At 58.8% G+C, this 22,440-nt stretch carries 15 protein-coding genes and 1 pseudogene; 8 read left to right on the top strand and 8 right to left on the bottom strand.

The genetic code is table 11. The features are described 5' to 3' along the window. Positions 1-18 precede the first annotated feature (18 nt). Complete coding sequence (rlxS, locus tag MAFF_RS25320; RefSeq protein WP_010913842.1) at positions 19-1,989, top strand: relaxase/mobilization nuclease RlxS; 1,971 nt, start codon at positions 19-21, stop codon at positions 1,987-1,989. A gap of 49 nt (positions 1,990-2,038) precedes the next feature. Here rlxS and MAFF_RS25325 read toward each other — a convergent pair whose 3' ends face one another. Genes MAFF_RS25325 through MAFF_RS25340 form a run of 4 tightly spaced genes read right to left on the bottom strand, consistent with a single transcriptional unit; the run spans position 2,039 to position 4,981 of the window. After that, the gene (locus MAFF_RS25325; RefSeq protein ID WP_010913843.1) at positions 2,039-3,598 is read right to left on the bottom strand and encodes an E2 ligase fold family C protein; all 1,560 of its coding nucleotides are present in this window, start codon (positions 3,596-3,598) and stop codon (positions 2,039-2,041) included. 3 nt (positions 3,599-3,601) lie between these two features. After that, positions 3,602-4,078, bottom strand: coding sequence for a Mov34/MPN/PAD-1 family protein (locus MAFF_RS25330; protein ID WP_244420607.1), 477 nt, complete (start codon positions 4,076-4,078; stop codon positions 3,602-3,604). A gap of 8 nt (positions 4,079-4,086) precedes the next feature. Next, the gene (locus MAFF_RS25335) at positions 4,087-4,704 is read right to left on the bottom strand and encodes a putative metal-binding protein (protein WP_010913845.1); all 618 of its coding nucleotides are present in this window, start codon (positions 4,702-4,704) and stop codon (positions 4,087-4,089) included. Then, positions 4,697-4,981 (bottom strand): DUF2604 domain-containing protein, encoded by a 285-nt coding sequence (locus MAFF_RS25340; RefSeq protein ID WP_044549170.1) that lies wholly within the window; start codon positions 4,979-4,981, stop codon positions 4,697-4,699. The genes MAFF_RS25335 and MAFF_RS25340 overlap by 8 nt, the downstream gene beginning before the upstream one ends. A gap of 723 nt (positions 4,982-5,704) precedes the next feature. On the opposite strand from MAFF_RS25340, the gene MAFF_RS25345 reads away from it, so the two are divergent. From MAFF_RS25345 to MAFF_RS25365, 5 genes are all read left to right on the top strand, one after another. Then, the gene (locus MAFF_RS25345) at positions 5,705-6,664 is read left to right on the top strand and encodes a DUF1403 family protein (RefSeq protein WP_010913847.1); all 960 of its coding nucleotides are present in this window, start codon (positions 5,705-5,707) and stop codon (positions 6,662-6,664) included. Positions 6,665-6,666: 2 nt separating this feature from the next. Further along, the gene (gene scpB, locus MAFF_RS25350; protein WP_010913848.1) at positions 6,667-7,389 is read left to right on the top strand and encodes an SMC-Scp complex subunit ScpB; all 723 of its coding nucleotides are present in this window, start codon (positions 6,667-6,669) and stop codon (positions 7,387-7,389) included. Positions 7,390-7,466: 77 nt separating this feature from the next. Further along, entirely contained in the window at positions 7,467-8,051 is a 585-nt protein-coding gene (locus MAFF_RS25355; RefSeq protein ID WP_010913849.1) for a DUF7686 domain-containing protein, read from the top strand. A 781-nt stretch (positions 8,052-8,832) separates the two neighbouring features. Continuing rightward, positions 8,833-10,158, top strand: coding sequence for a DUF4365 domain-containing protein (locus tag MAFF_RS25360; protein ID WP_044551271.1), 1,326 nt, complete (start codon positions 8,833-8,835; stop codon positions 10,156-10,158). Further along, on the top strand, positions 10,155-11,609 hold the full coding sequence (locus MAFF_RS25365) for an argonaute/piwi family protein (RefSeq protein ID WP_044549173.1): 1,455 nt from the start codon (positions 10,155-10,157) through the stop codon (positions 11,607-11,609). Before MAFF_RS25360 ends, MAFF_RS25365 begins: the two co-directional genes overlap by 4 nt. Positions 11,610-12,148: 539 nt before the next feature. On the opposite strand, the pseudogene MAFF_RS25375 reads toward MAFF_RS25365, so the two are convergent. Beyond that, a pseudogene (locus MAFF_RS25375) lies at positions 12,149-13,344 on the bottom strand (vitamin B12 dependent-methionine synthase activation domain-containing protein); the annotation flags it as partial. Between the two features lie 542 nt (positions 13,345-13,886). Further along, positions 13,887-15,227, bottom strand: a complete 1,341-nt coding sequence (locus tag MAFF_RS25380) for an MATE family efflux transporter (RefSeq protein WP_010913855.1) — start codon at positions 15,225-15,227, stop codon at positions 13,887-13,889. Positions 15,228-16,581: 1,354 nt separating this feature from the next. Here MAFF_RS25380 and MAFF_RS25385 point away from each other — a divergent pair. Both MAFF_RS25385 and glnT read left to right on the top strand, forming a co-directional pair. Beyond that, positions 16,582-17,691: a histidine decarboxylase gene (locus MAFF_RS25385; RefSeq protein ID WP_010913856.1), complete on the top strand. Its 1,110-nt coding sequence runs from the start codon at positions 16,582-16,584 to the stop codon at positions 17,689-17,691. Positions 17,692-17,875: 184 nt separating this feature from the next. Then, positions 17,876-19,273, top strand: coding sequence for a type III glutamate--ammonia ligase (glnT, locus tag MAFF_RS25390; RefSeq protein WP_010913857.1), 1,398 nt, complete (start codon positions 17,876-17,878; stop codon positions 19,271-19,273). A gap of 338 nt (positions 19,274-19,611) precedes the next feature. Here glnT and alr read toward each other — a convergent pair whose 3' ends face one another. Further along, positions 19,612-20,805, bottom strand: a complete 1,194-nt coding sequence (gene alr, locus MAFF_RS25395) for an alanine racemase (RefSeq protein ID WP_010913858.1) — start codon at positions 20,803-20,805, stop codon at positions 19,612-19,614. An 860-nt stretch (positions 20,806-21,665) separates the two neighbouring features. Further along, positions 21,666-21,938 (bottom strand): hypothetical protein, encoded by a 273-nt coding sequence (locus MAFF_RS39320; protein ID WP_157866076.1) that lies wholly within the window; start codon positions 21,936-21,938, stop codon positions 21,666-21,668. Positions 21,939-22,440 lie beyond the last annotated feature (502 nt).

Consider the following 22,440-nt stretch of genomic DNA (forward strand, 5'->3'; position numbering starts at 1 on the left):
ATTTGCCCGGAGGCTGGTATGCAGGACGATGAGTTCAGGCCGAAACTCGGCAAGATCGGCTCGCGCGGCTCGAAAGCAGGCAAGCGCTATGCCGGCCAGGTCAAGGCAGCGATCAACCGAGCCGGCGGCCGCCTCCAGCGCAGCGGTCGCTTCACGGGGAGCCGGACAGGCCGCGGCGGGGCGGCGGCCGCGCTGCTCAAGTCACGCGACCGGTATGCCGCCTTCCGGCAGCGGCGGGTGATGGTCAAGGCGCGGATAGTGAAGCTGGCCGGCAAGGGTGCGGACGGAGCGCGTGCGCATCTGCGCTACATCCAGCGCGATGGCGTCACCAGGGAAGGCGAACCCGGCAAACTCTATGGCCCCGGCAGGGATCGCATCGACAGTAAGGCCTTCGTCGATCGCTCGGATAGCGACCGGCATCAATTCCGCTTTATCGTCGCACCGGAAGACAGCATTGAGTATGACGACCTCAAGCCGCTGACGCGGCGGCTCATGGCGCAGATGGAGGAGGATCTCGGCACCAGGCTCGACTGGGTTGCCGTCGACCATTTCAACACCGGCCATCCGCACACCCATATCATTGTCCGCGGCAAGGATGATCGCGGCGAAAACCTCGTCATCGCGCGGGAGTATATTTCGAGCGGCATCCGCGAGCGGGCGGCCGAACTGGTGAGCCTCGACCTCGGTCCCCGTACCGACCGCGAGATTGAACAGCGCTTGCGCCAGGAAATGGAGCAGGAACGCTTCACCAGCATCGACCGGCAGCTGCTGCGCATGCGCGATGAGGACCGACTTGTTTCTACGGACGGCCGCGACGCCTTTCGCCAGGCGCTGCATCAAGGCCGTCTGCGCAAGCTCGAGCGGATGGGCTTAGCCGAGGAGGTCGACCCGGTCCGCTGGCGCCTGGATGATGAGCTGGAAGCCACGCTGCGCCGCACCGGCGAACGCGGCGACGTCATCAAGACCATGCACCGCGAGCTGACTGGCAAGGGGCTCGCTCGCAGTGCCGCCGATTACCTTGTCCACGATCGACGTGAAGAGCCCTCCACACCGGTCGTCGGCCGCCTCGTCGCGCGCGGGCTCGCCGACGAAATCAACGATCGGCATTACCTCATCGTCGACGGCGTTGACGGCAAAAGCCATTGGATAGACATCGGCAAAGGCGAGTTGACAGAACCGACGCCCGACGGCTGCATCGTGCGTGTTACGTCTAGGGATACCAAGCCCAGGCAAGTCGACCGTACAATCGCCGACATCGCTACCGCACACGGCGGCCGTTACAGCGTCGATATGCACCTCAAGCATGATGCGTTCGCCACCGAAAGCTTTGCCGAGACCCATATCCGCCGGCTGGAGGCGATCCGGCGCTCCACCGGCGGCGTGGAGCGAGAGCCGAATGGCACCTGGATCATCGCGCCGGATCATCTCGATCGTGTCGCGGAATACGAGCGCCTGCGGGCCAGGGTCGAGCCTGTGATAGTCGAGAAGCTCTCATCAATGCCGCTGGAACGCCAAGTCAGCTTCGAAGGCGCCACCTGGCTCGACCGGAACCTGGTTGCCGAGAGACCGGAGCCGTTGCGCAACTCAGGCTTCGGGCATGAGGTGCGGGAGGCGCATGCCCGTCGGCGGCAGTGGCTGATCGCGCAAGGCCTCGCGCACGAAGAACAGGACCGGGTCGTCTATCGTGCCAACATGATTTCGATCCTGCGCCAGCGCGAGCTGAACCGTGTCGCCGGCCAGCTGTCGGATCAGCTTGGTCTCTCGTATGCCGAAGCGCAGCCTGGAGAACGAATAGAAGGCACGCTGCGCCGATCGGTCGAGCTTGCCAGCGGCAAATATGCCGTGATCGAGAAGTCGCGCGAGTTCACGCTCGTGCCATGGAGGCCGGTGCTTGATCGGTACATCGGAAAGGAGGTTTCCGGTGTGGCGCGTGGGGAGGCTATCTCATGGACCCTCGGACGGCAGAGGAGCGGACATGGGGTTTCGTAGTGGCGCGCACATCGCCGCCCGGCGGCAACGGAGACATTCGCGCGTCTGCTTAGGCGGCGGAGACATCGCTTAGCTGTACGATGCTCTTGCCGTATTTGCGCCTGTAAGCGGCAATGAAATCGTCATCGCTACAGATGCAGCGGCCGCTGGAATCCTTGGCCTTCGGATCGTGCAAGCGGGAGCCAAGTGGGCGCAGAAGATTCACCCGAGTGCTCGTCGTCGGGCCCACGGGAAAACCCGCGCTGTGTTTGACGAGCTCGGCGGCAAGCATAATCCCGGCAAGCGCTGACTGGAAGGCCATCGGAACCACGGTTCGAACGCGGCGACTTCCATCACTGAGCTGGAACACCAGACCGCCGCAGATAGCCTGCTGATAAAAGGAACGCAGGGGCTGGCCAACAAACGGGGCTAGCGGTTCAAACGGCACAGCCATCGCTGTAGCCACCCGAACTACAAAGTCGTTGGGAACTCCGGCATTGGTCTGCAGGAGCGTTTTCACCTGCTCGTGTGCTTCCGGTATTCCGAGTTCCTCGGCAATCAGATGGTGCTCGTCCTTGGATTTCCCGGACGGCAGGTACATGCAACAAAGGCAAGCTTGGCCGTCATCGAACCCGTGCCGCGAGATGCCGAGGTCGTGCTCCTGCGTCCAGGCATTCGCGATCCATCGGGGCAGAGCACCTTGGACCGCCAGACGGTCGGCGGCGGTGTCAAGCGCCACACCCACTCGGTCGAAGACCCAGTCGCCGTGGCGCGCAACATATTCTGCCCACGTCAGCGGGTGCGCCTCGACCCCAATGGCCGTCGATCTAAGGGCGGTGGCTGCAAGAACCGCCTTGGACATGCCAATCTCCGCCTGGCCGGCCAATACGTAGCGCTGCAGGTTTGAGAGTTCGATTGCTTCGTGATCGATTACATGCAGACGACCCGTGAGACCGGGTTGTCTCGCTAGCGCCCAAAGCGAGCCATGGCCTATCGCACCGAGCCCAACGAGGTGCGTTTCGCCAAGGTCGACAGGTATGTCGATCGGGCCTGCCTCGCCGGCTTTGGTCTTGTCGTAGCTGTATAACGAGAGGTCGATGGTTTCGTCTAACTCGGCGCCGGTCAGCTGGGCGGCGAAGATGGTTCGAAAGACGTTGGCGGCGCCGAAGCAACTGGCGGCGCCAGCTCCATAGGGCAGCAAACTCGAGCCGGAGCCCACCGGGTCCGTACGCGACAGCTTTGCCGCCCAACCGTCCGATCCCATGAAAAAGGTCGGGCACCGGAGTGGTGGGCGCGTCACCCCTGCAACTACGCAGATGGTGGCAGACTTGCCGGAACGCCGGATGCCAACTTTTGGATTTATCGACTTTGCCAAGCGCTCCAGCGCTTGGGCTTGAAAGCTTGCCGCGCTGCCCAGCGGGAGTATCGCCAGAACTGGATAGAGCCTGGCGAGCAACCTCACCGCAAGATCTAGTGTCGCCTGGCCTTCGGCGCAGGAAGCGGCTTGATCGTCAAAGGCGACGGCCACGACCTGCTTTTCAAGAGCTGCTTTAAAGTCCTCCAGATGAAAATCGGCTAGGACCTGAGATGCCGCCGTGGCGGCGCGGTCGATGAAGTTAGCGAGTGCCATTGTTCAACTCGTTATTGTGATCATTCGCGACAGTGCCGCGGAAGGGAGCGCATTCCAGTTGGCTTTTCCGTCGAGCCGATAGGCGGCGACTCGAGCAAAATCGAAAGGCTCGCGGGCGAAATTCGGCACTACCAGCGACAGACACCCAACCGTGGTAGCAACCGCATAAGCATCGTCGGTCGTCGAATGGTAGGCTCGGCCCGGATGGCTATGGATCTGGGCCAAGAGTTTCAGGCCGCTATTGTAGAGCCAGACATTAAGCCGGTGCAGTTCCTCGGCCGGAACCATCACGCAAACACCATCGCCCGTCCGAATGTGACGCTGCGCCGGGAGCACGGTCTCTGTTACGGCAAAATGCTGGTCTTGCTGAACGCCGACCCAGAGCGCCATCCCCTCATTGCCTTCGCGACCAACCGAGCGCAGATGCGCATGCACAGTCGAGATGCAGTGGCGCGGGAGCGTCACGGTCGTTACATCCATCAAAACGCTCATTCCGGGATGGCGGATGGGGGTACTACCATCGCTCCCACTGAGATTTGGAACTGATACTGTATCTGCTCCACGGGGCCGGTCCCGTACTTGATGATCTTGTCCAGGATAAAGGCCAAACAGCCTTCGCCAGAACCCCGGTGGAGAAGCCATGAGTCACCTGAATGGGCTGGATTGTCGTGGTATTCCCGGACGCCTGCCATGCACAGGAATGGCGTATGTTCCGCACTGTTGGCCTGGAGGAAGTCCGCTAGCGACAGAGCTTTCTGCTGCATGAGGACCGAAATCATATCCGGTGGGGTTCCGGGTAGATGCGGTCGTCTGAGCATACTTAGCAGTAAATCCTTGCGGGCAACCGGCCGGCGGGTAAAGGGGTCGACGAAGACTACCGACGGAGGTCGGAGGTCGTAATTGGAGAAGTCGATCTCGACAGCTGCACCGATTATCTGTGGCCTTATCTTGGGCGGTGCGAAGATGAAGAAGGCAGTAGGGAATCTCGCCTCGATCAGGAAACAACCCTGAGCCCGGTAAGCGCCCGCTTGTGTTTGGAACCAGCCGATCTGCCGATCGAATTTCGCTCGCGAGACCGCAGGGTCCACAGTCTGGATTTCAGGCACCTGCTACACCCGCCTTCAGGCTGAGGAACAGGGTCACAATGTTCGCGAAACCGAAATCGCCAACTTTTTTGTCAACGTCGAGCAGGTTGCCGGCCTCATCCTTGAATTCCCAATTCTCGGCCGGCTGGGCGACGTTCTGCGTGTTCTCAAGGGCTTTGGCACGAACGACGTGAAGCGGCTGGTTGGGATTGGCTTCGACCTGCGTGGGCTGGCCGTTCACCACCACCGTGATCTCGATCTTGCCGCCGTGATCGCCCTTACCCGAATCCTTCGACATTTGTCCTACTCCTGTGGCTTGCCAACCGGCCCCAGGCGCTTGTGCCCACCTGCTAGTGAGACCGGCGATCTTCAATCGTCCACTCGGCGCCACGGGCCGCGAGTACGCAAAAGACAGGGGATAAGCTACCGAATCGGTGCTACCTTCTTTTATGCGTGACTTGAGCGGCAAGTAAACGGGCTGAAATTGCGCTTCACAACTATAATCGATTAGAGCAATACGAAAATATTGGCGATACACCTATTTCATGTGCTCTTTCACGCGCCTGCTCCACTGACAGCCCCCGTGCAAGTCCGCCTGCCGGTATGATTTCAGGTTCGATTGGGCGGGCGCTGTGACCGTTTGGCTGCGGCGGCTTCTAGCCGCTGCAATCTTGACGGAGGGTTTATCGAATAGGCAATCACGTGGAGCTTTAGAGCTGGTGATCCGAGCTCGGCCTATTCGAAAGGTGGCTCGGAAGCAGGTCGCCGTGACCAACTCCGGGTACCGGGATAGTCGCGACGAGAAGACGGGACTGTCCGGATTGACGTGAGTGGCTGCACCGAACCGTCGTCCGGGTGTGCCCGAAGAGTGATGTTATCCAGCTAACTTGTTGCGAGTGGAAGAGTAGAGTTAAGCAACTGATAATGCAACATTATCATTCGTTTCGTGAGTCCGACAGGCTGTGCGTTTCGATGCGAAAATCATGGCATAAAGCGCACGCGGGCATTATCCTCGAAAATCATGATTCGCCTCGATCCCGCGACCGCCGAGTCCAACCCAACGGCGCCGCCGACCGTGCCTGCGTGGGCGCTCGCCGCCACCGATGCGCTCGGTGACGTCGAAGCCGCCTTCCAGGCCGGCGCCGCGCTGGGTGCGCTCGACGGTCTCGCCCGGGCGCAGCCCAGCTGGGCCGGCGCTTGGCGCCAGCGGCTGGCGGTGAAATCCGCCACCGCCAGCATGCGGCTCGCCGGCCGCGCCGAAGACGAAGCCGCCCTGCGCGACGCCTGGCATCTGCGCCCGCCAGGTGCAGACCCTGGGCCCGCCGGCACGATCTTTGGTGCCTGGCGGCAGCTGGCCGTGCAGCCGCCCGTTGCCAGCCCCGAGCGGCTCGAAAAGATCGTCGACCAGCTTGGCCTTCACTGGGACCGTGCCGCGGTCGCCGACCTTTGCACGCAGATCGAAGAACTCGCGGCATCCCAGCGGCCGGCGCCATTCGCCGCGGCGGCAATCGTCGCCCACGTTGTCGCCATGCGCCCCGATGCCGAGCTTTTCGGCTGGTGGCTCGCCGACCTGGTGCTGGCGCAAAGCCTGCGCTGGCCGCGGCCTTTGCCGCTGTTGATAGCCCAGGCTTTTGGCCCGGTCTTCCGCGCCGAGGGCGGCGGCACGCGCATCCGACCCGGGCAAAAAGGTTTTGAGCGCGCTGTCTGCGTCGCGCTGGTTCAGGGAGCGGCCGAGGCCTGTCGGTTGGCGGCTGAGTTGTCGCGCCGCGCTGAAAAACTGCTGGCGGTGGCGCCAAAACTGCGCGCCAAGGGCGCCGGCGACGTGATTTTTTTGCTCCTGAATGAAGATGCCGTGGCCGGATCGCTTGTGACGAAGACCCTGTCGCGCTTTGCGGCGCGACGGCTGTTCGAGCGGCTGCAACACCTCGATGCCGTGCGCGAGCTGTCGGGCCGCACCAGCTTCCGGCTGTTTGGGCTGTAGCGATGAGCCAAGCCTCCGTTCGCCGCAAGCCAAACGAGCAGCCGGCGCTGCTCGACACCGAGCTCGAGCACCTGCCGCCGGAATTGCGCTGGCGCGAGTGGATGGGGCGCGTCGAAGCCGTGATCTTTGCGGCAAATGAGCCGGTGCCGCGCGAGATGCTGGCGCGCGTCGTGGGGAAGAACTGTAATCTCGACCTGGTCATCGACGACATCCGCACCGAGCTTGCCGGCCGCCCTTATGAGCTGGTGTCGGTCGCCGGCGGCTGGCAGCACCGAACCAAAAAGGTGTTTGGCGACGTCATCCACGCCGCCTTCGGCCAGCAGGGCGCCGACGGGTCAAAAGAACTGTCGCAGTCGGAGGCGCTTGTCCTCATGTGCATCGCCTATTTCCAGCCGATCACCCGAGGCGAGCTGTCATCCTTCTTCGGCAAGGAGGTGTCGCGCGATCTGATCGGCGTGCTGCGCGCGCAGGAGCTCATTGCCTCGGGGCCGCGCAGCCCGCGGCCGGGCGCGCCCTACACCTATGTGACGACCAAAAATTTCCTGTCGCAGTTCGGGCTCGACACGCTGCGGCAGCTGCCGGATTTCGAGGCGCTCGAGGATGCTGGCCTGCTGTCGAAGGAGAAGTTGTTGGCTGGCGGCATCCCGGCACTTGCCGCGGGCGAGGATATCGCGGACGACGAGGCTCAGTCCGATGATGAGGCTGAGATGGTGGACGAGGGGTAGGTCGCCGCCGTGACCGACCTGCCAAAGAAAGGTTCCAGCACTACGCCGCATTCATCGCGGCCAGAAGTTGAGGCCCCATGCGGAAGACAAAATGCGTAGGCTGCGGCCGCCAGGCGCCGAGCTTCGAGATCGTCGAATACGGCTCGACCGAAGCCGGATATAAACGGCTTTGCCGGCGCTGCTTTAATCGCGAGGCAGCCGCGGCAGCTGGCCTGGACAGCTTCGAGCATGTCGACTTTGATCAGATCCGGCTGAAAGACGCCGACGGGAAATTCCACGAATTCCACTTCACGACATTCCTGTTCGGCACGGGCGTCGCCTTGGACGCATTCGAGCTCCGCAACGGCGACCCAGGGGGCTACCGGTTCCAGGTGATTGCAGAACCCGACGAAGACCCTCTCGCCATGCTCGGCCGGCTGATCGCGAAAATACGGCGCGCCCTGGCCGTAAAACATCTCGAGGACGGTGAGTACGGTTTGCAGATCGGACAGGCCGGGGTCGTTCGGGGCCTGATCGATTGGGACGCCGCGCAAGATGGACATCTGCCCCTCCTTGTCATCGATGGGCGGGAGATTTCTTGGGATGATTTCGGCCGCTGCCTGATGACCTTCGAAGGAGCTCAATTCAAATTGGAGATTAGAGACAAGAGTGAGGAACTTTGACATTCCTCATTTGAGGCTGAGATGAAAGATCGCGATGAGGCTTTGATAAAGCCCGACCTCCAGCACACGTCGATAGGCCGCCAGCAAATCGCAAGACTAGCTGCAATTCATGCTACTTCGTCCGGCTCACCGATACCATGGTGTGTCGGTCTTTCGGTTCGGTATTTGGGGCCAGAACTGGAGGACTTTGTGGCGACCCCGCACAAACGTATCGTCACCATGCGCGTCCACAGGCATTGCCGACTTCGGACGCCGTCGCCGCTTGCCACCGAGCGGCAGCCGGTACTTGACTGTGGTTTCGGGACCACGTCGCGAGGGCGCCTTTCGTTGGACGTCTTCGCACGCTTCGCCTCGGCCGCAGCCCTCTCTCCCGGCGTTACAAAACGAGCGTGAGCATCGATGGCGACCCTGTCACAATTCTCGGGCCGATCGGCTTGCGTACCGAGTGTCCCAGTCCTAGACCTCGATAGGCCGAGAGGGGTGGCGGTCCATCATGAACGGATTTAGTGGAATTGCGACCTGGTGGGCACGGTCGTTCCACAGGGCAGGAGATGGCATTTCAGGCGTCATGATCGTCACCATGGCGGGTGAGGCCGGCTCCCGAAACACGCTTTACGATTGCAGATCCAGCCTAGCCCCATCATCGCCCCAATTGACGCCGCAGCCGGTGCCCCGGGTTTAAGTGATTCAGAGCAATCGCGCGGGCCCTGGTCCTGTGCAAAGCGGGAACAGGGATAAGAATCCCATGGGGTCCGTTCGCATCCTGTTCTATGATGCACACATGGCAAAAACCATAACTCCGAATCAACTGCTTGGGCAGATTGGCGAGATCGCCGTTCAATTGCGGTTCCTCACCATGGGCTTTCAGTTCGACGTGCGCTCGCGCCTCGAATCTGGAATCGATGGGATCGCCGAGGTAATGATCGAAGGTCAGCCAACCGCGCGAATGATCGCGGTGCAGGTGAAAGCGACCGACGCCGGTATCTACGCGGGCGAAGATGCCAGCGGCTTTACCTATCTGCTGCGCAGTGAAGACCTCGCTTACTGGCGCGGGTCGAACCTTCCCATCATCATCGTCCTCTTTCGGAAGAGCGACGAGACCCACTACTGGAAGGAAATTTCAAGCGGCACGGGGCCAGGCGAAAGGCGGCTCACCTTCGACAAGACGCTGGACGTGCTAGATGCGAGGGCGGTCGATCGGCTCGCGGCCCTTACTATTCCCAAGACAGGCTTCGGCTACTACGTTCCGCCACTCGGCGGCGGCGAAGAAGCGCTGGTGAACATCCTTCCAGTGCGCCTTCCCGATGAAGTGTTCGTAACAACAACGCCGTACACGGCAAAGCAGGCGACCGCGATGCTCCTCGACGCCGGGGCGCCTGCGCGCTTTGATTGGGCGATTAAAGGCAGCTCGTTCTGGTCTTTCCACGATCCACGCATTTCGTCGTGCGACCAGATCGTCGATCTGGATCAGGTCGAAGCGATCGAGGTCGAGCACTTGGCCTTCCATGAAGACCTCGACGAGCGGAACAACTTTGCCTTTCTCCTCAATCAGGCGCTTCGTCATCAGGTACGAAGCGATCTGGGATGGGACAAGGAAGGACGCCTTTTCCATTTCAGGGCACGAGCCGAAAACGAGTCCCGCGCATTCCACTATCAGTCAGCGAAGAAGAAGGCTGAAGCTGACGTCGTCAACGTCGTTCGCAATAAGACGGACCCGACCCGCGTTGAGTTCGTACGGCACCACGCCTTCGTGCCGAGGTTCGAACTCCTGTACGATCAGTGGTTCTTGGTGATCAACCCGACTTACTACTTCACCACCAACGGGTTCATTCCGCACTCCTATCCGAGCGCGCTGCTGGCCGGAAAGAAGAGGTTGGACAAAAGTGCATCGCTTCGCGGTCAGGTAATCATGTGGCATCGCTTTCTCACAGAGGAAGAGCGCAAGGCGGACGATTTGTTCGCTGTTGCCACCGCTGATCCGCGCCTCATGTTCGGCGAGCCTCCAAACGTCAAACTCCCCAAGAAGGTGCCCGAGGACGTGTGGGGGACGCCGAAGAAGTCGAACGAGGACGCCGATCCCAACCAAGAGCTGCTGAGGTTCGCATGAAGTTCGAGACCAAGATCTTCGATGAACCGCTTCTCGAGTTTGGAAACCAACACTACCATCCCGATCCGCGCCTCGGTCTGTTCGAGGCTGGGCCGCTCCAGACGCCGCTTGGTGATGTCATCAACATTGCTGTCGTAGGGAGTGCGAAGACCGTCAAGGACTCTCGCGACTTCCTTCAAGCCGCTGCGGTCGGATTCGCAGGAAAATCGGAAAAGCATCCAAACCTGCATCCGCCGTTTCCGGGCCTCGGAAATCAGAACCCTTTCCGCTGCCGGTTCGAGATTCCGGATGGCGCGGTTACCGCGATCCCCCAGGCGCGCATTGAACGTATCAGGAAAGAACCCCATCACGGCAAAGCAGTCGAGATGGCGGTCGATGAAATCATTGAGCAGCTACAGACGATCGATGAGGGCAGCTCACGGCCGGATGTCGCCATCATTGCGCTACCGGTTGAGCTGATCGAGCGCGTTTGGAACGCCAAAGTCGATTCTGACGCGACGTTGGAGGAGGAAGATAGCTCGGGCTCTGATGCCCCCAATTTCCGCGGCATGCTGAAAGCCAAGGCGATGCACTTTCGCTTTCCCATTCAGATCGTCTGGGAAGACGTGCTCGACGAGCGTGCTGTTATCCCTCTGAAGATCAAAGAGAGCAGCGCCCGACAAATTCAGGATCAAGCCAGCCGTACCTGGAATCTCCTAACCACCCTTTACTACAAAGGGTCTGGGCGTGTGCCGTGGCGGCGAGCGCCTCAAGAGGGAGAGTTTTCGGCCTGCTACATCGGGGTGAGCTTTTATCGCGAGGCCGGTGGACAACAGCTCTTCACGAGCGCAGCTCAGATGTTCGATGAGCGCGGAAGAGGCTTCATCCTTAAGGGTAAAGGCGCGCAGACGGAAAGTCGTGGCAGGCATCCCTATCTGACGCAGGACGATGCGAAGACTCTGATTGCCGATGCTCTCGCCGCCTACAAAAAGCATCACATGAATTATCCGGCGCGGGTCATAGTGCTGAAAACATCGCGCTTTCGCGACGAAGAAGCCGACGGGATTTTTGAAGCGCTTGATGAGGTCGGCACCGAACTGCGCGATCTCGTGTGGGTTCAGGAATCGTCGTTTGTGAAGGTATTCAGGGACGGCAATTATCCCGTCATGCGCGGCACGTTCGTGAAACTTGACGGGAAAGGCTTGCTCTACACCAACGGCAGCATTCCCTATTATGGGACATACCCCGGCATGTATGATCCGAAGCCGCTGTTGATCTGCCCCTACAAAACTAGTGATAGCACGGTCGCGCAGATCGCGAACGAGATCTTCGGTCTAACGAAAATCAACTGGAACTCCACACAGATGAACCAGAAGCTGCCGATCCCCATTCGTGCAGCACGCAAAGTGGGCGAAGTCCTTAAGTACATCACCGATGAGAAGGTGAGTTCCGACTACCGCAGATACATTTGACCGGAATCTGCCGTTGCCTGCCGCTTCGACAGGCACGAGCTGGGTCTATCTCGTGCTCGACTGTAAGCCGTGGGCGGGTATTCCTCTTATCCAACGCATATTCGTAACTTGTGCTTCGAAAGTTGTCTAATTGCGATGAAGAGGTCAACCATCTTCTAGCGTTTCGACGTCACTGCTGGTTCCATGGTTGTCTACGCGGTCGACACGAGCCGCCGCACGATGGGCTTCGCAGGGAGGAGCCTTCCAGTGTCGTATGCGCACACCACTTAATCAGCGTGCAACTTTCGAAGCGGAATGACTCTGCCCACGTCCCGGCAGCGACGTCTCCAGCGCTCGGACGTTGAACGCTATTCACCGAACTACCATGCTGCCGCGCCTCCTAGCAACCGATCAAAGCGCGCACAAAGGACGTTGTGACAGTCACACCAACACCAGGGATCGACATGAGGATTCGACAGGTCTGGCTTTGCCGTGCATGACAGTGTAGCGCGCAAAACACCAGCACTGTTAAAGCGAAGAGACGACAGAGCTTGCCGCCCCTATTCCGCCGCCTCGGCATAGTGTGCCGGCACACAGTTGAGAATGGGGCCGAGCCAGCGCTCGACCTCGGCCAACGGCATGGCCTTGCGGCGCGCATAGTCCTCGACCTGGTCGCGTTCGACCTTGGCGACGCCGAAATAATAGCTTTCGGGATGTGACAGGTAGATCCCCGAGACCGACGAGCCGGGCCACATCGCATAGCTTTCGGTCAGGCTCACGCCCGCATTGCCTCGCCGTCGAGCAGCCGGAACAGTGTCGCCTTCTCGGTGTGGTCGGGCTGTGCCGGATAGCCGGAGCCGGGCGGATGCCGCGATAGGTCTCGCCGATCAGTTCGTCTGGCGCCAGGCGCTCGGCGAAGGCCTCGGCGAAGCGGTCGGCCAGCGCCTTGACCATGATCGAGGAATAATCGTCGTGCGCCCGTTCGAAAACGCTCGGCGATCGCCACCTCGATACCGGCGGTGACGATGAAGCCGCTGATGTAGTCGGGCTTGCCGCCGTCCGACGGGGCAACGAAATCCGACAGCGCGACATTGGCCTTGCCGTCGCGCTTGGTCAGTTGCTGGCGCAAGGTGAAGAACGTCGCCAATTCCTGCGATGGCGCCTCGTCCGTAAACAGCCTGATATCGTCACCGACGGCATTGGCCGGCCAGAAGCCGATGACGCCGCGTGGCGCGAACCATTTCTCGGCGATGATCTTCTTCAGCATCGCCTGCGCATCCTGGAATAGCGGGCGCTCGGCCGCCAGCCGCGCTTCCTCGGTGTCGGCGTCGATGAATTCGGTGATGCCATTGACCAGCGCATGGCTGATGCGCTGTTCGACCGGCAATTCGCGCCAGGCGAGATCGCGCTCCCTGGCCTCCTGGCCTGCGGTGCCCTTGAAGCGTTCGGCGATCTCCAGCATGCGTTCGGTGGCGGTACCGCCGGCCTTGGGGACGCGGTTGAGCACGACATCCTCGCAGGCCTCCCGCAGTTCCGGCTCGATCGTGTCGTAGACCGCAAGCTGGCCGGCATTGACGATGCCCATGTCCATGCCGTGCTGGATGGCATGGTAGAGGAACACGGCGTGCATGGCCTCGCGCGCGGAACGAGAAGGAGAGGTTCGAGACGCCGCCGGAAATATGGACATGCGCAGCGTCGCGGTGATCTCGCCGGTCGCCTCGATGAAGTCGACGCCGTAATTGTCGTGCTCCTCGATGCTATCGCTTTCGACAACTTTAGCCGGAAATATTACCAGATTGATGCCGCCGGCATGACGCAGCGACGGAAATGCAAGATCTGGCTGGACCGCATCTGCGAGCCGGTTGGCTACCACGCGATCCAGAAGTTCGGCAAAGCGGTTATTATCCTGAGCCATCTTCCAGAAATTCACAAAACGGCAGACGAACTGAACATTGCCAATCGAACCGCCGCGGATGCGAATTCGAATGGCCAGAAGGTCGCCAAGACCTTGAAGAACAAGGAACTCCATTGTTCCGAAGCCCCACATGAAAGCTCATCATGCCAACCTCTACAAGCAGCAGAAGGGGAAGTGCGCCATCACCAGCCTTAATGATGCATCTGCATGGCTTGGACCCAACCGTTCTGTTCAGATCGTCACCTACCCCCTTGCAATGCGGAGAACATCCACACACGACCCCAACTTGGTCCACCGCGTCGATCTTCCACTGCAAACCCATTATTAAACTCTTTGCAACACAGCCCACATCTCCCTTAGCGACGGACGTCATATCGACTGGTCTACGCAAAGACGGTGCTGGCGCGGCGGCGCAGTACCAGCAACAAGCTTAGCCCTCGCAGCAGTTGAAAAATGTGAAAAGCGGCCCAAAGTCCGTGATTGCCGAACAACTGGCCGAATGCAAACAAAGTTGTGATAAAGGCCACGAAGGATAGGAGCATCATATTGCGCACGTCGAGCCACCAAGTTGCCCCCACGAAGACGCCGGTCATCTGAAGCGCGAGCGCGCCGCTCGGTGCCGCGAAGGCCGCCCAAGGAAGATAGAGAGCCGCCTCGGCTCGCACATCAGCAGCCTTTGTTATGGCGCCAATGAGGTGTTCACCAAACGCGAAGATCACAACGCTCGCAAGAACCGCAACCGCAAGTCCCCAGCCTGCGGTCAGCTTAATGGCTTGCGAAAATGCCGGCTGATAACGGGCACCAAGAGCTCGCCCGACGAGTTGCTCGGCCGCGGCTCCAAACCCATCAAGAAAATAGGCCGCGACCAGGAAGATATGCATCAGGACCGCATTAGTGGCGAGGGTCAGCGCGCCAAGCTGGGCGCTCTGTCTCGTGAACAGCATATAGGCACCCAGGAGCATGCAAGAAGGGGTCACTATGTCGCCGCTGACGTAAAGCATTCGCCCTATTGCCACCATGTTGAACGTAAGCTGTCGCGACATTTTCGGCATCGCGCGGAAGCGGACCAAGAGAATTGTCATTCCGGCGACCATGGCGACGCCTTCACTGAAGACAGTCCCCCAGGCGACGCCTGAAATACCCCAACCGAGATAAAGACATAGAAGGATCGAGAGGGCGACATTCATCCCGTTCAGGAGAAGTTGCATCAGAAGGCCGAGGACCGAATTGCCGCTGCCTAGGAGGTAGCCGAGAATTGTATAGTTAATGAAGGCAGCAGGTGCTGCGATAAGGCGGACGCGAATGTACAAATCCATCGCGGCGGTCACCCGCGGTTCCGTGTTCATGAACCATTCGCCTACCACGGCAATCAACGGCGAAAACAAGACCAGGCCCAGGCCAGAAATTGCAGCGATGACAAGCGCCCGCCAGAAGACCGCCTTCTCTTCCAGAGCGTCGTTTCTCCCGAAAGCCTGGGCGACTAGTGCTGTCGTACCGGAGCGCAAGAAATTGAAGGCTGCGAAAACGATGTCGAAGACCGCCGCTCCGGCAGCAAGACCCCCAACTAAAGCTGCATCACCGAACCGGCCAACTACGGCCGTACCAACGAGGCCAAGCAGCGGCGTCGTGAGATATGCGAGCGTCATCGGAATGGCAATTTCCAGTACCTGCCGATGGGTTACCCTGAATGGCGCGGAGCCTTGAATCGACGTCTTCTTTGCCACGTTCGGCTCCTGCTGGATTGATGCATTTTGATTACAATCGGTGTGCTGAGCGGCCCCTGGACAGTTTCCGCAACTTGCGATTCTTGGGAGGCCATTTCGACTTGCCTCATTCTTGCTTCGAGCGAATTGGCACTTGGCCCGATCTCTCAGCTGATGTCATCTAAAAAGACAATGGCGCAGCGAGCCATTGGGCGATTACACCACATCTACAGCTGCACTGTTCGATTGTGCCCCTTCGGTAGCAAGCGGCACCGCCTGAAAGACATCTGGCATCTGCGGATGCTAATACCTGAACAGTCGTATCGAAGTGGAACTGTCGGGCCATCCAATGCCCGGCGTCTTAGCCGTGCCGGACAAAAAGGAAAATGAACGTACCATTGTCGGCAATTGGGAAGTGCAAAGATCCCGCAAAATTATTTGAAGGTTTTTTGAAAAGAGGACTGGCCAGCCGCTGGGCACGCGTCAGAGGGGGACTGCCTTGCGGGCCAAGTGATGGTGTAGCTGACTGTTGGTGTGGATATCGCTTCTGAATGTCGCCAGTCACGTCGTCTCGAGATTGTTGGCACTGGGGCCGGCGCTGCTGGTCAGAGGAGGAGAAGCTGCGGATCGTCGAGGGCTATTCGGCTCCGCAGCAGGCAGCCGCGACAGCGCGGCGTCACGGGATTTCCAACCCACTTCTGGTTGCCTGACGCAAGGCTCGGAGCGCCACACCCGCAGGTATCCTTTTTGAGGCAGCAAAGATCTTGGCGGCGGGGCCTACGGCCGATCTGACGGCGCGGTCATTGTGAGCGATCGCCGACAGGCTGATCTCCCGCCAACAGGACGTCCGGCCCTGGGGACGCTAGCGGGGACATCGCATTCGTCATGGCGCAACCCGCCCCAACGAGAGCGTCGCCCTGTTGCGCGCGACTTTTGGCTCAGCGCCTGCGAGATCTCCAACCGCCGGAAAGCTTCGATCAACGGAAGAGCGCTCTCCCACATTTCGCTCGAAAGAACTGGAGGCAGAACCTCTACGGAGAACAGGTCTGGTGGTTGGTTCGACATCGTCTGCGCTGCATGATGATCGCCGGACCGGCGTAAATCGCTTTTGGAGAAGCCTACAGACGCATCTCACGGCCAGGTGGGCACAGAGAGGTCCTGATGCGAGGTCAATCAGACAGCGAGGATTTCGAACGGTTTGTCGCGAACGTGACATTGCGTCTCTCAAAACACGGGCATCTAGCGTTGCGCTCATTGGTCCAAATCTTGCTGGTTCGGTGATAGTGCGCTCAAGGCAGGAGCTTTGTCCGCACGTGAACAAGAACCCGACTAGTTCGCAGGGTCTGTTAACTCCGGGCCCCGGAGGGCGCTCATCATGCTGGAACCCCAAGATCAAAAAAAACTGGATGAACTATTCTCATCCATGCAGGAGGCAAATGGCTGCTTTCTAGGCTATCCGTTTGCGAAGGACTTCGATTATGAACCGTTGTGGCGGTTCATGAGCCTCACAGGCAACAACCTCGGAGATCCATTCGAACCAGGGACCTATCGCGTAAACTCGCATGCTTTCGAATGCGACGTCGTCGATTTCTTTGCCAGGCTGTTTCGGGCATGTTCTTGCGAAGTCTGGGGCTACGTGACAAATGGAGGGACCGAGGGGAACATCTACGGGTTGTACCTTGCCCGCGAGCTCTATCCAAATGCTGTCGCGTATTTTTCGCAGGACACTCACTATAGTGTGAGCAAAGGGGTTCGGCTGCTCCGGTTGGAACACTCTGTGGTGCGTTCGCAATCCAATGGAGAAATAAACTATGACGATCTAGCCCAGAAGGCTACTCGTTACAGAACTCGCCCAGCGGTGGTTGTTGCAAATATAGGCACTACAATGAAGGAAGGCAAAGATGATACGTTAAAAATTCGTGCGGTCCTTCACGATGTCGGTATCAGCGCGATCTATGTCCATTCCGACGCGGCACTATGCGGGCCATACGCGCCCCTCTTAAATCCCAAACCCGCCTTCGATTTTGCGGATGGAGCGGACTCCATCACGCTAAGTGGACACAAGTTTCTCGGCGCGCCGATGCCTTGCGGGGTCGTTCTCTCGCACAAACTTCACGTTCAACGTGTGATGCGCAATATCGATTACATCGGCAGCTCAGATACGACGTTGAGTGGATCGCGAAATGCCTTTACGCCGATCATCCTCTGGTATGCGATCCGTAGTCTGGGGATCGAAGGTATCAAACAGACTTTCCAACAATGCGAGCGATTGGCGGCCTACACAGCCGATGAACTTAACGTTCGCGGCGTCAGCGCTTGGCGTAATCCCAATGCGCTTACAGTTGTACTCCCTCCTGTCGAAGACAGCATCAAGACAAAGTGGCAAATTGCGACTCAGGACGTTAGCCATTTGGTGGTCACGCCAGGCACGACCAAGCAACAGGCCGATGCGCTAATCGAAACTATCTCAAATAGAAACAGATAAATTCGGAGGGGCAGCGGGCAACTGGGTCTTGGCACTAGTCAGGGCGTGAGTGCGATTGTTCGGTACCTTGCGGTTCAACAGTTCAGGTGCGACCTCTTGCGGGCGCTATTCCGGTCATGCCCCCAATAGGCAACTCGCCAGACACAGGGCAACATAGCGAAAGTCAACCAAAGGAGAAATCCGAATGCATCTCCCAAACGCGTGGACTGGCGCACTGCCAGCCCGGAGCCTTGCGACACCTAAGGAGTTAGACGTCGCAGGGGCTCAAGCTTTCCTGGAGCAGGCGGACGTCCGCTATGTACTCGCGCAATTCGTCGACCTATATGGGGTCGCGAAGAGCAAAGCCGTTCCGGTGCAACATCTTGATTGCCTTTTGACGGAAGGCGCGGGTTTTGCTGGCGGCGCCCCGTGCGGGCTTGGCCTCCTTCCTCATGAAGCGGAATATATGGTGGTCTGCGAACTTGATACATTGACGGTGACGCCATGGGCTCCCGGATACGCTCGCATGCTAGGAGTCGGTACCGTTAAGGGGGCGCCGCATCCGGTCGACACGCGTAACGTTCTCAAGACGCAAGTCGCGTCCCTTGCTGAGCGCGACTGGACGCTCAATACGGGGCTGGAGCCCGAGTTCCTTCTGCTGCGGCGGGAGCCAGACGGGAAACTATCGCCGTTCGACCGCACGGATACGCTCACCAAGCCCGCTTATGATTATCGCGGCCTCATGCGCGGGCGAAACGTCCTTGAGCGCGTAACGGAATGCTTACAGGCCGTTGGAATCGATGTCTATCAGATTGACCATGAAGACGCGAACGGACAGTACGAAATCAACTTCAAGTACGCCGATGCACTAAAGACGGCTGACCAGATCGTCTTCTTTAAAATGGCGGTCTCGGAAATCGCGCATGATCTCGGCGCCATCTGCTCCTTTATGCCAAAGCCGCGCAGTAGTTCGACCGGCAATGGCATGCATATCCATTGTTCTATCGCCGACGGGGACGGGCGGAATCTCTTTCACGATGACGCTGACCCGAACGGAATGGGCTTGAGCAAGCTCGCCTATCATTTCCTGGGCGGTGTGCTCGCGCATGCGAAGGGGCTAACAGCGCTTCTGGCGCCAACCGTGAACTCCTACAAGCGGCTGGTCGTCGGTGGCACTGTCTCAGGCGCAACGTGGGCTCCTGCCTGCATCGTTTACGGCTACAACAATCGCACTGCCATGGTGCGAATTCCCTACGGCAGGCTTGAGATTCGCACTGGCGACAGCAGCATGAATCCGTACCTCGCAACGGCCGCGCTTATTGCTGCCGGTCTCGATGGAATTGAGCAGAAGCTCGAGCCAGGTGCACCCAGAAATGTTAACTTCTACGGTCTCACGCTCGAGGCAATCAAGGAGATGGGCGTAGATCTGCTTCCGCAGACGCTAACCGAAGCGCTCGATGCATTAGAGGCTGATCAGTTGTTTGCTGGCACTCTCGGGAAGCCTGTCATCGAACAGTTCCTATCCCTGAAGAGATCAGAGTGGCTGGAATACCACTGCCACGTGTCGGACTGGGAAGTTGAAAGGTACCTCAATTTCTTCTGAACTCAGCCGTCGTCGGCCGACCTGCGAAATTGACCCCGCATTCCTAGTGTCGCTTGACGCTTTCGGATCTCGGCCATGAGGTTCCGCTGATCAGCCCTACGTCAAGTCCAACAAGAATGACCGGAATGACGTTGAAGCGATTTGCAAGGCCGTTGGCCGGCCGGCGATGCGTTTTGTACCGTCGAAATCGGGCCTATCGATTGGCAAATCAAGTGGTTCATAGCATTCGCAGCCGTCTGGTTGCAGATCGGGTCGAGCTCGTCAATCGGGTTCGTGGACCTTCTAGCCGAGCACTGCGCAAGGTTGGCAGCCGGGCGGCCTGCCAGATAGCCTAACCGCTAGATGAGCGCTTGCTTGTCCATCGGTCGGCTCTTTGCTCTCGATGGGTTACTCATCGCCTCCGTCGGGCGGTTTGCTGTGAACGCTGCAGATGGAGGGAATAAATTCAGATACTTCCGTGTGCACCCGGCACCAAGCCGCGTCAGTGCCTCCTGTGGACTAACCCCAGCGGCCGCTCCGAGGTCATTGACGGTGAAGTCTTCACTTAGCAATTCCGCAAAGGTGCCCGGGCTGCAACGTCTCGCCGGAACGTCCGTTATATCAATTATCATATATTCCATGGAGATTCTTCCTATTGAAGGCGCTGAATATTCCGCCAACCGAACGAATATCTTGTTCGCGCAGGACCATGGAAGCCCGTGCTTGTACCCGATCCCGACGATTGCTACTCGGCTGGCTCGGTCCGTACGAAACGTTGCACCATATCCAACGGCTTCCCCCGCCGGAACGCTCCGCACGTCAAGTATTCTTGCTCTGAGTTTGACCACGGGCTTCAGGGGATTTGTTTGCACGCCAGCGTTATGGATCCCGTACAGCGCCGATCCTACACGCACCATGTCAAAGTGGTAGGACTTTCCGAGCCATACACCGGCGGAGGCAGAGAGACTGCCGCGCGTGGGTTTAAGAAGATCATAGACTGTCCGAAAACGGTCCCTCTGCAATTGATTCATTGGGTCCGAAATGCATTCGCCGCATGCGAGGTGGCTGAGCACGATCGAAGGGCGATACCTTTCGAAGGTGCGTAGCAGATACTCGCGCTGGATATCGCCAACGCTGAGCCCAAAGCGAGAGAATCCAGTTTCCACATTGAGAAAGTATGATTGCGGCTCTCCGGCTGTGCCAACTGCATGCAATTCCTTGCAGTTGTTCACCACAGGTATCAGGCCATGCGACCGGTACCATGTGCCAAACCTATCAAACTCATCACGAAAGACCGCAATTGCAACTCGACTAAAGGAAGATCTTAGAAGCAGGGCCTCATCCAAATTGGCAACAAACAGTAGGTCGCAGCCGGCATCTATGAGCGTCCTGGCAATGTCTACAAGACCAAGTCCGTACGCATCACTTTTGACGACTGCAGCTACCTTCACCTTATCCCCAACAAGTGTCGAGATCTTCTGGAAATTCGCCCGAATAGCCGCTAGATCGATTTCCAATACGACGTCGACTGACCGCACTATGGACAACATCATCAACTCTCTAAAAACTGTCTAGAGTACAGTTTCTTATTTCGAAGCGCGGCGACGCGACCCATTGTTTGTCATGTTAGCAAACACCGGCTATTGTACCCCCTATCTCCGCCATGGGTTTGAGCGACTCCGCACCGATAATATAACATGCGTATCATTTTCCAGACGTAATTTATTATTAATATCATATTATGTCGCCGCAACATTTATGAAATATCATTTCACAGAACGAGTAAGCAATAATTTCAATATTGGAGCGCAATGTTTAGACTAGTCGTTCAATTTTCTATGGGCGATGGGCATCATCCCGTCGTGTTGCCTTCTGTGGTTGCCGTCCGTTGCGCAAGGAGTTTCTGACTTTCTGAACGTGTGATCGAGTGCGGTCTTCTGTTAGGCCTTTGAATACGGCCATCGAGATACCCTCCGCCTACGGGAGCGCTCGCCGGGAGCCTGCGGTGGATGATAGCGCTTAGCCACCTTCGCACCGTCGCGTTGCTTTTGGCAGCCAGTTTGAACGAAGGCTGGAAGAAGTTCACGAACAGCCTGGATGCTCCGTAGAGGCGTGTGATCGCCCTGGCTGCCGCCCAAGAGCTTCCGAACAGCCGCCCCATATTTCTGCTCTATCCACGCTTGGTCGTTCTTACGGTAAGGCCGCGCGCGGGCGAGTTCGATGCCGTGACCAATGCAATATTCGATCAGCCTGCTGTTGACGAACTCGCCGCTATTGTCCACATCCCAGTGCTTTCAGGGCAAAGGGCAATGCCGCGCGTATCCGGTCGAGTGTCTCGAGTAAGCACCACGATGGGCGCGGCCTCTGTCCATCTGGCTCGCGATATCGGTCAGAACCAGGCTGTGAGTGATAGCTACTGCGTTTTGACCCAGCCCGCAATGAGCGACCAGGTCCATTTCCATGCTGTCGGGAAGCGGCTCGTTCCAGTCGGCAAAGGTGCGCATTTTGATGCGCCGCCGCGGCTATGGCGCAGCCCTTGGCGGCTTTTTCCAAGGCATGGTGCGCCTTGGAGCATGCGGTCGATCGTCCTGGCGCTGATCGACAGGTTCTTGTGACGTATCTCCTCTTCGAGCCTCAAATGTCCATTGCGTTCCAGCGTCGGGAAGAGAATGGGCAGCAGTGGCATTGAAAACGGGCTGCACTGGGTCCTCGATGTCGTAATCGCGGCTGCGACACGACCACGGCGCCGAAAAGATGGCTCTCGCCCTCAACCTTCTGCGCACAATGCCCGCAAAGCACTCCATCAATGGTGTGTTGTGGGAAGTTTCCGATCGAGTTTGCGGTAAGCGACTCGACGCCCCAATGGACTCTGGCGGCCTCGGCACGTCACAAACGCGACAGTAATTGTGCGCCTTGCCTCATTGCCGACGCAAGTTTCACCGCCTCTCTCTCTCCACACCGGACACAAGGTATTTCGGTCTTGTCCGGCTTTCCAGGTATCTCATGCTCTCACATCATCCTGAGCGATCTCAGTGGACGGCACCGGTTGCAGACGACGAAGGTCTTACGTCGGCGTGCTGCCATCCGTTTGATCCATGTTGGTCGCTCTCTGCGGCCCGATCGATCCACTTTGCGACAAGCCGGGCTTTTTCCTTGACCGCGCTCCCGTGTGATGCCCAACGCTGTTA

It is taken from the genome of Mesorhizobium japonicum MAFF 303099, from assembly GCF_000009625.1.
GTDB classification, from domain to species: domain Bacteria; phylum Pseudomonadota; class Alphaproteobacteria; order Rhizobiales; family Rhizobiaceae; genus Mesorhizobium; species Mesorhizobium japonicum.